This is a genomic window from Enterococcus sp. GPZ-007, from assembly GCF_059374735.1.
Map to the genome: position 1 here is coordinate 1 of NZ_JCAFYN010000078.1, position 10,082 is coordinate 10,082.

The 10,082-nt window shown below is 41.6% G+C and carries 10 protein-coding genes and 1 pseudogene; 2 read left to right on the forward strand and 9 right to left on the reverse strand.

Annotated elements, in window-relative coordinates:
• Nucleotides 1–151: 151 nt before the first annotated feature.
• Nucleotides 152–1,132 carry an aldo/keto reductase gene (locus AC4J95_RS20605; protein WP_494551468.1) on the reverse strand — a complete coding sequence of 327 codons (981 nt, stop codon included), beginning with the start codon at nt 1,130–1,132 and terminating at the stop codon, nt 152–154.
• Between the two features lie 246 nt (nt 1,133–1,378).
• A complete protein-coding gene (locus tag AC4J95_RS20610; protein ID WP_494551469.1) occupies nt 1,379–2,425 on the reverse strand; it encodes a zinc-binding dehydrogenase in 1,047 nt (348 codons plus the stop codon).
• A gap of 534 nt (nt 2,426–2,959) precedes the next feature.
• Between AC4J95_RS20610 and AC4J95_RS20615 the strand changes: the two genes are divergently transcribed.
• Nucleotides 2,960–3,907, forward strand: a complete 948-nt coding sequence (locus tag AC4J95_RS20615; RefSeq protein ID WP_494551470.1) for a Gfo/Idh/MocA family protein — start codon at nt 2,960–2,962, stop codon at nt 3,905–3,907.
• Between the two features lie 145 nt (nt 3,908–4,052).
• Here AC4J95_RS20615 and AC4J95_RS20620 read toward each other — a convergent pair whose 3' ends face one another.
• The 5 genes from AC4J95_RS20620 to AC4J95_RS20640 form a co-directional block, all read right to left on the reverse strand.
• Nucleotides 4,053–4,457: a MerR family transcriptional regulator gene (locus AC4J95_RS20620; RefSeq protein WP_494551471.1), complete on the reverse strand. Its 405-nt coding sequence runs from the start codon at nt 4,455–4,457 to the stop codon at nt 4,053–4,055.
• A gap of 212 nt (nt 4,458–4,669) precedes the next feature.
• On the reverse strand, nt 4,670–4,852 hold the full coding sequence (locus AC4J95_RS20625) for a hypothetical protein (RefSeq protein ID WP_494551472.1): 183 nt from the start codon (nt 4,850–4,852) through the stop codon (nt 4,670–4,672).
• A complete protein-coding gene (locus tag AC4J95_RS20630) occupies nt 4,853–5,296 on the reverse strand; it encodes a flavodoxin (RefSeq protein WP_494551473.1) in 444 nt (147 codons plus the stop codon).
• Nucleotides 5,297–5,625: 329 nt separating this feature from the next.
• Nucleotides 5,626–6,603 carry a Gfo/Idh/MocA family protein gene (locus tag AC4J95_RS20635; RefSeq protein WP_494551474.1) on the reverse strand — a complete coding sequence of 326 codons (978 nt, stop codon included), beginning with the start codon at nt 6,601–6,603 and terminating at the stop codon, nt 5,626–5,628.
• A 20-nt stretch (nt 6,604–6,623) separates the two neighbouring features.
• Nucleotides 6,624–7,643, reverse strand: a complete 1,020-nt coding sequence (locus tag AC4J95_RS20640) for a Gfo/Idh/MocA family oxidoreductase (protein ID WP_494551475.1) — start codon at nt 7,641–7,643, stop codon at nt 6,624–6,626.
• A gap of 366 nt (nt 7,644–8,009) precedes the next feature.
• On the opposite strand from AC4J95_RS20640, the gene AC4J95_RS20645 reads away from it, so the two are divergent.
• Nucleotides 8,010–8,885, forward strand: a complete 876-nt coding sequence (locus AC4J95_RS20645; protein WP_494551476.1) for a MurR/RpiR family transcriptional regulator — start codon at nt 8,010–8,012, stop codon at nt 8,883–8,885.
• 122 nt (nt 8,886–9,007) lie between these two features.
• On the opposite strand, the pseudogene AC4J95_RS20650 reads toward AC4J95_RS20645, so the two are convergent.
• Both AC4J95_RS20650 and AC4J95_RS20655 read right to left on the reverse strand, forming a co-directional pair.
• A pseudogene (locus tag AC4J95_RS20650) lies at nt 9,008–9,703 on the reverse strand (histidine phosphatase family protein).
• Nucleotides 9,704–9,734: 31 nt separating this feature from the next.
• Nucleotides 9,735–9,962, reverse strand: coding sequence for a helix-turn-helix domain-containing protein (locus AC4J95_RS20655; protein WP_494551477.1), 228 nt, complete (start codon nt 9,960–9,962; stop codon nt 9,735–9,737).
• Nucleotides 9,963–10,082: the final 120 nt, after the last annotated feature.

The window sequence follows — 10,082 nt, forward strand, 5'->3', positions numbered from 1 at the left end:
TTTGAACAGGAGAAATCACTACATGGCTACCACCTTAAAAAGAGTGGGTTCTTTTCTCTGTCTTATATTGATTGAATAAATTCAGAAAAGAAAAGTGTTCAAAACTTTCCAATTGAAAGGTTTTGAACGCTTTTAGTTTACATTCGGAAAGTTAAATTGCACCTACCACATGATGCGGCAGATAGGCTTCTTCTAAATAGGTAACATCTTCTGGTGTTAGCTTTAAATCAAGGGATGGCAATGCATCGGTCAAATGACTTTCTTTCGTTGCCCCGATGATCGGTGCCACCACTTGTTCCTTCTGCAATAGCCAAGCTAAAGCGACTTGGGCACGTTTCACTTGATACTTATCGGCGATTTCTGCTACTCGTTCTACAATGATTTTATCCTGTTCTTCTGTCGAATCGTATTTCGATTTCGCGGTTGTATCGGTTAAGAAGCGTTTTGTGGTTGCCTCCCAATCACGGGTCAAACGGCCAGCCGCCAACGGACTATAGGGTGTCACCGCGATTCTTTGATCGCCGCATAATGGCAGCATTTCCCGTTCTTCTTCACGATAGAGCAAATTCAAATGATTCTGCATTGAGACAAACTTGGTCCAGCCATGCTTATCCGCCACTGCCTGCGCCTTGGCAAATTGCCAAGCATACATCGCCGAAGCACCGATATAGCGCGCTTTACCTGATTTTACAATATCGTGAAGAGCCTCCATCGTTTCTTCAATCGGTGTATTGTAATCCCAGCGGTGGATAATGTAGAGATCGACATAATCCATTTGCAGCCGTTCTAAACTTTGATCGATTTGATAAAGCAATGTCTTTCTCGATAATCCTCGACTATTGGGGGCCTGCTTCATTTGCGTATAGGCTTTAGTCGCCACCACGATCTCATCGCGATTGGCATAATCATTTAATGCTCTACCAAGAATTTTTTCACTTGCGCCATAGGAGTATACATTTGCCGTGTCGAAAAAGTTGATGCCTAGATCTAACGCCTTCTTGATCACTGGTCGGCTCTCTTCTTCCTCCAACACCCACTCGTGAAATCCACTGTTGGGATCACCAAAGCCCATCGTTCCTAAACAAAGCTGCGAAACATCCATACCGGTATTGCCGAATTTTACGTAGTCCATGCTTTTCCCTCCAATTTTAGCTAAGATAACTTCTTTACCTTACACTATGAAGTTCACTTCAAGGCAAGCCTTTTTTTCAAGGGATTCAAAAAAGCATAAACAGAAATTCTGCTTATGCTCGAAAATAGTATCATTCTATTTTGCATCTACCTTAAAACATCTCTCAAAGCCATTTTCTATAACCTACGATAAATAGTAAGTAGTAATATTTCACCTAAAACACAGTGTGAACTGTCAATCTCGAACCTAATCAGACACCACAACCATCGATTTGATCGTTTTACGCTCTTGCATATCTTGATACGCCTGGTTAATGTCGTCTAAATCGTAGGTCTGGGTAAACACGCGACCTGGATTGATATTTCCATCCAGAACTTCTTTCAATAGAAATTGCTTATCGTACGTTGTTACGGATGCTGAACCGCCAGCGACTGAAATATTTTGCGCAAATGTGGAACCAAGTGGGCGATTATTGTAATGCGGCACACCGACAAAACCAACACGGCCGCCGTTATGAAGGACTCCCAGGGCTTGATCGATTGCGGCTTCTGTCCCCACACATTCAAGTGCAGCATCCGCACCACCACCTAAAATCTCACGAACTTTTGTAATACCTTCTTCGCCACGTTCAGCGACCACAGCTGTTGCTCCTGATTGTAAGGCCATCTCCTGCCGATCTTCATGACGGCTCATCAGAACAATTTGAGAGGCCCCACGCATTTTCGCAGCTATGACGGCACATTGACCTACAGCCCCGTCACCGATGACAACCACTTTGTCGCCTTTTTCTACATGAGCACAACGCGCAGCGTGGTAACCAGTTGGCATCACATCTGCCAAGGTCAGCAATGACTTAATCATTCCTTCAGTATAATCAGAAGGTTGTCCAGGAATTTTAATCAATGCCCAATTGGCATAATGGAAACGAATGTACTCTGATTGGAACCCATGTGACCAGTTAGTCGCTCCTTGGTGACGATCGCAAGTTCCATCGAAACCAGAACGGCAAGCATCGCATTCCCCACAGCCATGTGTGAAAGGCACGATAACAAAATCCCCTGGCTTCACGGTGGTGATGGCGGAGCCGATTTCTTCCACGATCCCCAAGGCTTCGTGACCATCATTCACAGAATGTGCTTCCTTGTTGTCGCCGTGAGAATAAGACCAAAGATCCGAACCACAGACACATGCTCGGACGACTTTGATGATCACATCATCCTCCGCCTGTAATTTTGGCTTTTCAATTTCTTGAACCGTTACTAGACCCGCTTTTTCAAAAATTGTCGATTTCATCATTCCATTCCTTTCAATTTCAGTTTGTATGACAATCGGAAAAGAAACAGCTGCATTAATCCTAAAGCAATATTCCGATTACTCTATGAATATTGAGTATGTTTAGTATAAACCTTGAAGTTCACTTTAAGTCAAATGGAAATTTTATAAAACGATATTGTATTGAATGTATGAGAACAAAAAAACGGTTATATAGTAAATCACTTCTAAGGGGAGGTCTTTTTATCAGAATGAAACCCAAAGCTGATTTTCTCTTCTGCTTATCTTGGAAGTAAGTTATGATTATCATGAGGTGACTGGAATGCGACTAATTTGACCTCACTAGCGACTCAACTGATCGTCTTTGATAATGATAAAAATGAAATTTTTGAAGGTCAGTACGTTTTCATCGTAGGTCGCGTTTGAATACCTTGTTCTCAATTATTTACGCCAAGGAGTTTCAAAAGAACTTGGTTAATTTGAAAAAAAATACGATATCATGGAAAAAAGGGATTTTATCGAATCCGTTAAGTAATTAAAAAAGGAGTGCATTTTATGATCAACTGGGGAATTGTTGGCGCTGGGAACATTGCCAATCGTTTTGCGGAAAGCTTATCGAATTTTACTGAGGCGCAGCTATATGGAGTTGCCTGTCGTACCATGGAAAAGGCGAAGGCATTTCAAAGCAACCATCCTTGTGAGAAGATTTTTGATGACTACCAGCTGCTGCTGGATGATCCTGAAATTGATTTGGTTTATATCGCTTTGCCCCATCTTTATCATCACGAATGGATCATCAAAGCACTAGAAGCTGGTAAAGGTGTTTTATGCGAGAAACCGGCTACTATGAATGCGGCGGAGATGAAGGCTGTTGCTGAAACTGCTCGAACACAAAATAATTTATTTATGGAAGCCATGAAAAGCCGCTTTGTGCCAGCTTATCGTGTGGCTCACGAGTTGATTTCGGCTGGAGAAATCGGTGAAATCACCAAAGTGTTCACCTCGCTTTGTCGGGAGATGCCTGAAGACAAGACCCACTATCACTACATGCCGAAACAAGGCGGTGCGCTGCTGGATATGGGAATCTATAATCTTTCATTGATCGAGGATTTCAGTCCGGCTGATTTAAAGGTCAGAACGGTGGACTACAAGCTTCATGAAAATCAAATCGATCTATATGTTAAGGCTTCGCTGGTTCACGATCAGTTCGAAGCGGTCATCGAAACTGGTTTTGATCGAACGACAGAAACCGTCGCCGTTATTACTGGGACAAAAGGCACCATTACGATGCCGAATTTCCACCGAGCGACGAGTTTTACTCTGACTACAGCAAACGAGACGAAAGAATTCGATATTCCTTATGATCATGATGATTTTTATTCAGAGATCGAAGTGATGCACAATTCTTTTAATAGAAAAGAAATCGAAAATCCGATCATGACGCTGGAAAACAGTCTTCGTTGTGCAGGCTTGATTGATCTGATCAAAGAGAAAATTAATTAATTCAATACAAACAAAAAAAGCCGAATAACTATTTACTTTCTTTTCGGAAAGTGAAATTGTCATTCGGCTTTACGTTTGTTAAGTATTTCCAAAGAGACTCTACGATGTATTTACTATCAGTTCGACTACTTCATCAAAAAATAGCCTACCAAGCTTTTTCTGGCGCTGATTTACTGGAAAACATTTGCTGCTCACATTCTTGGATCATCTGGTCATAGTTGTCGAGCTTTTGTTCTAAACGAGCGACCGTTCCATTGATCAGCTTTTGCTTTTCCAGTAGCTTTTGATACTCATCCATTAATATTTGTTTACGCTCCACCAAAGTGCCTTCCCCCTGTTGATACAGCTCAGAATATTTGGCTAACGAATCAATTGATAGTCCCGAATCCCGCATACATTTGATAAACTCGACCCAGTTCAAATCCTCCTCTTGGAAATCTCTGGTTCCAGATTCATTTCTAGTGATCGGCGGAATCAAACCTTCTCTTTCATAATAGCGGATGGTCGCTGGTGTCATTTCAAACTGTGCTGCCACTTCTGATATATTCATGTATCCCCACTCCTTTTCTGCTCAATTTAATTTTAGCAGGCTTTTCCTTCGATTTAAAGTGAACTTTAAGCTGTGTCTATGTATAGAGAATAGCGATAAGACCTACCGATCGTAAAGTTTTTCAGAAAAATACTTAACAAAAGGAAACCGAACGAGCAATTTTCTATCAAAATTACGATAGTCCAAGTCGTTCGGCTCTCTCTGATTTTTTTCTAGTTGGCAATTTCCGCTAACCAATCTTTCACCAGCTTCGATGAGTTGCTTCTATCCGAAGACGTGATGCCTAATCCTTTTCCAAGAGTGGATTGACCTAGCAATTCTCTGTAATGACTCATGGATTCATTGATGGAGCTGCTGCCGCTGGTGAAAAATGGATAAATAGTCTTGTTCGACAACTAATTTTCACTGATCCACTTGTCTACCGGTAAAGCCGGTTCACCAAACCAAATTGGTGTTCCAAGAAAAATCCGGTCATACTCAGATAAATCAACCTCTTGCTTCGTAATTTCCGGCAATTCATTTGCTTCCCTCTGATCACGCACAATATCTAAAACCTCATCGTAAACCTCAGGATAAGGTTCCACCGTTTCAATCCTCAATATCTCTCCGCTCACCTGTTTTTGAATTTCCTCAGCGACAGCTTTTGTATTCTCAGTTAATGAATAATACACAATCAGCGATTTCCCCATGTTTCCAACTCCTTCACCCTTTTTCGCTTCCGACTGTTCACTTGTCTGACTATCTGTCCCGTCGGTACTCGTTTCATCAGAATTTGAATTTCCCGATCCGCAGGCACCTAGACATAATACAGCAGCTAATAACCAGATTAACTTTTTCATTTTCTCCACCTCCGTTTAGTACTAGCATAAAGGTTGAAGTGTACTTTAAGTCAAGTTAGTTTAGTAGAAAGACTACTCAAAAATAAAAGACCTTTGTTAGACAAGTCTTTTCACTGGTATATATTTACTTTTAACCACCTTGGCCTTGATAGTATTTGTGTAGCGATACTCGACAAACTATTTACTACTGCTGAAAAATCGTTTTCCGACTCGCTAAGAAATCCTTCAATGTTGAGTGTCTCCATGCCATGTTCATCACTAGCTCAATAAGCAAAAACCGGCAGAGACTTTACGTTCGTAAAGTTTCTGCCGGTTTTACTTTCTTTTCGTTAACCTAATACGATTCCTGCATCCTTGATCGCTGCTTCGACAATCTCCATCACGGTCTTGCTGTGATCGAGCTGTTTCTTAACAAAGTCCATATCTTTGGTTTCAATCACTTGATTGAAAAGCTTGAATTCATCGTACATCCGATGTGGATGGTCCTTATGATCAAAGGTTTCGATATCCCCCGCTAGCGTTTGAGTGCTGTAGCTATCCAAAGTATTGGTCGGTCCATTGACAATCACTGAGCCTTCTGTTCCTTGGATCGTTGAACGGATCGTCGCTTCTGAATCCTTCGCACCGATGCAGACGACTTTGACATCGCCATAATCCAGCAGCAGCATGCCAGATGTATCAATATCCCGCTCGATGTTCGCATAATATTGAACACGTTCCGGTTTTCCTAACAAACCGACAACCAAATGAATATTGTAGATATTGATATCCATCAATGCCCCGCCGCCCATCTTCGGGTTGAAGGCTGGTAAAATCGTGCCCTCTTTAAAGGCGTCATAACGTGAAGAATATTGTGAGTAGTTGCATTCAATGATTTTTAGTTTGCCGATTTTTTGAGAAGCTTCTTTGATTCCTTGATAATTTGGCATATATTGATTGGTGATGGCTTCCACCAAGACCAAATCCTTTTCCAAAGCAATTCGTTCCAGCTCCAACAACTCAGCGGCTTTTAAGGTGAAGGGTTTCTCACAAATTACGTGTTTGCCAGCTTCCAGCGCTTTTTTGGAGAAGCTGTAATGCAGGTGATTGGGTACCGCTACATAGACCGTATCGAAGGCGTCGCTTTGCAGACACTCATCAATATCTGTGTAAGAGGCTTCGATCCCATACTCTGCTTGGATTTTCTCTGTTTTTTCCTGACTTCGCTTCGTTCCCATGATGGCCTTTAATTCAATCTCAGGTAAATCCTTCGTGATCGCCAAGAATTCCTGTACGATCTTGCCGGAACCAAAAATGGCTAATTTCATTGCTACTCCTTCTTTCTATGCTATTTTGCGACCTGCTGGATGCCTTTTTCCAGCATCTCGATTTGCAGCAGCGTTTCTTCATCTTTGACGGATTTTGGTTTGCCGTTGATCAGCGTTTCGTAGATATCCTCGTAGACACGACTATAGTCGCCAATCTCTGATACAACCTTTTCTTCATGAAAAACGCCTTCATCGTCTATATAAGTTAGCGTACCATAGTGCTCTGGCAAATCAATACCGAAATCCTTGTTTTCCGGCATATAGAACATTTTCAAATGCTCCTCTTGACGGTCTTTGGTTTCTTTGACAAAGACGCCCTTCTTGCCATAAACCACGAAGCTTGGGCGCTCCTTCAAACGGAAATAGCTGGATTTCACCGAAACCTTCATGCGGCCATAGAACAGATCCAAATCAAAGTAATCGTTCATCCGATCATCCCCTAAAAGCTGGCGGACTTCATAATGTACATCGTCCGGCTCGCCGAAATATGAGATTACCTGATCCAAGGTGTGACAAGCATGTCCGTATAGATAACTTGTTCCAATCGAAAAATGCTCTACACTCTCAGGAACTTCTGGACGGAAATAATCATAGTGCATCTCTACCTCCAGCAAATCTCCCAGCACACCACTTTCGATCACTTTTTGAACGGTTAAGAAATCAGAATCGTAGCGACGATTTTGATAGCATTGAATAAACAAGCCTTTTTCATCTGCCAAACGATATAATTCCTTGGCTTCTGCGGAAGTTTCCGTGAACGGCTTTTCGATCAGAACATTTTTTCCGTGCTCCAGAACTTCTTTGCCTAATTTGAAATGCAGCGGACTTGGTGTCGTCACAACAACCAACTGAATTTCTGGATCCGCGTAAATATCGTTGATATCAGAGGTGTAATGCGTTCCCGGATTCTTCTCCCACGTAATCTTGCCGCTGGGTGAATAGATGGTTTTGACCTTGATCTTGTCGGTTAATTTAGTTGAAAATGGTAAATGATAGCGATTGGTGCTCTTTCCGTTGCCGATATATGCGATAGTTAACATGAATAAATCCCTCCAAGTTTTCTTTGATACTTCTATTATAGAAGACGCCATTTTATTGAGAAGCCTTTTCAGCAAAACAGGTCTTTTGATCCAAGCATTCGTTTCATCAGACGTGATTTCTGAACATTTATACCAGAATTTGAGCGCAGATAAGAACATTTCTTCTGAAAATAGTGAAATTACGGTATGATGGATAGGATGTCGACATTCTTTTCACCTTTGGCAGAGCGTTAAGCCAAGTCGCTTAATACTTTCAAAATGTAAAGAAATATCGCTGAAAACTTTCCGTTCGTAAAGTTTCTACTCAGTTTACTTAAATCTATCTAACGACGTTCAGTAAATACAAACATACAGGAGGCTGATTACATGCTTTTAATCGACAAGCTGCGCCTGCAGCAGGATTTAACCAATACTGAAAAACGAATCGCCGACTATATTTTAGAGAATTTGGCGGAGATTCCGGCCATTAATGTGGCGGAGCTCGCCAAGAATACCTATACCTCCCACTCTTCGGTGATCCGTTTGTCGCAAAAGATGGGCTATGAGGGGTTTCGTGATTTTCGTGTCGCTGTTTCTGAGATCGCCCACAGTGACATGTATCGTTCGAACCCCGTCGATGCCAATTTCCCTTTTTTGCCGCAAGATTCCACCAAAGAGATCGCCAAGAAAATCGCGGACTTGACCATCAATACGGTTCAGCGCACCTACGCTCAACTGGATGATCAAATTCTTGATGAAGCGGCAGCTTTGTTGGCTAATGCTGAGCGGATTTTTCTATTTGCTCAAGGGGATTCCCAGATTCGCGCCCGCAGCTTTCAAAATAAGCTGGTGAAAATCAATAAATTTTTGATCATTGCCGATGAATACGCGGATGAAGACTGGAACGCCGCCAGTCTCACTAGCAAAGATTGTGCGATTTTCATCACCTATCGCGCACGCGTACCGCAATACGAACGGATGCTGAAGCACTTTTTAAATGAAAATGTGCCATCGATTTTAATGACCGGCAATAGCTCTTCAAACTTGATCCCTCTCGCTACCCAGTCGATTGTATTCAGCCAAGAAGAACTGGATTTTATCAAAGTCAGTACCTTTTCGTCACAGATTGCTTTTGAGTATATTTTAGATACACTCTTTTCACTTTTATATGCGAAAAACTATCAAGAAAACCTGGCTGATTTCAAGAGGAAAAACAAATGGATCGAAAACGGCATTTTGTCAAATAATCCTGAAATAGAATAAAATAGGAAAGTAAAAAGGGATTCTACTTAACAAACGTAAAGTAGAATCCCTTTTAGCTTTACATAATGCAAGTGAAATTATGATTTCCAGTAACCCGAATTGATCATGCTCGAAGGCGAATTTTAAGATTCAGCAATTCTTAATTCTCCCCTTGCGCTCCACCTTGCTGGTATGTTCTCATAACAAATTATCCGCAGACGGGCCCCATGGGAGACCATCAAAATATTTTTCCCTTTATCCGCTTGAGCTAATTCCAGAATCGTTTGATCAATTCGATCTTGGAATTCCTATTCTCCTTTCCCACCAAAAGCAGTGAAAAAATCGCCATAAGGCAGCGACGGATTCAGGTACTCGTGTTCAGCTTCCAGTTCTCCAAAATTCCTTTCCTTAAGACCCTTTACGCGTGAATAATCCAAGTCAGTCATCAATTCCAACGTATCGCAGGCTCTTTCCGAGGTAGAAACGTAGGCACTATCCAGTTCGATCTCATTTTTAATAAAACAATCTCTCGCTTCTTCCAAGCCCTTGATTTTTGTCTCCGCATCGTCCAAGTGCTCCTGTAAGATCCCTTTGCGTGACTCTAAGGTTTCGCCGCCTTCCCGTGAAAGACTAGCATAATCGATCAGTCCTTCAGTCGAGACACCGGCAATTCTTAAAACTTTGACAAAATAAACCCAGTTCAAACCCTTTTCAGAAAAAGCTCGATAGTCATTTTTGTCCCGAGCGATTGGCGGGATCACGCCGATGCCCTCGTAATAGCGCAAGGTATCTGGCGAAAGCTCGTATTTTTCACTTTTATCAATTATCTCATCCTCAATGAATAGCTACATTTACATTTTTCTCCATGGTTTACGCCAACTTAGAGAGTGTGTCTAAACTCGGAATATCTCCTCGTTCAATCCTTGCAATGGTCGATTGAGGAACATGAGCTAAAGCCACAAGTTCTCTTTGAGTAAGCCCTGCATGTACTCTAGCATTGGTTAAGAAGATAGCACTTTCTAATTTTTCGAAACCGGCACTAAACTCGGAATTTTTAAATTTTTCTTGTAATAAATCATCAAATTTAGGAGAAATTATCTTCCTAGAAGGTCATTGAATTACCGAACACCGTTGGAGGTATTTTTGAGTTAGATGAATGAAGAAAATTTGTCCAGCTTAATTTGACATTTAGTAAATAAAGAGCACTTATTTATCTTT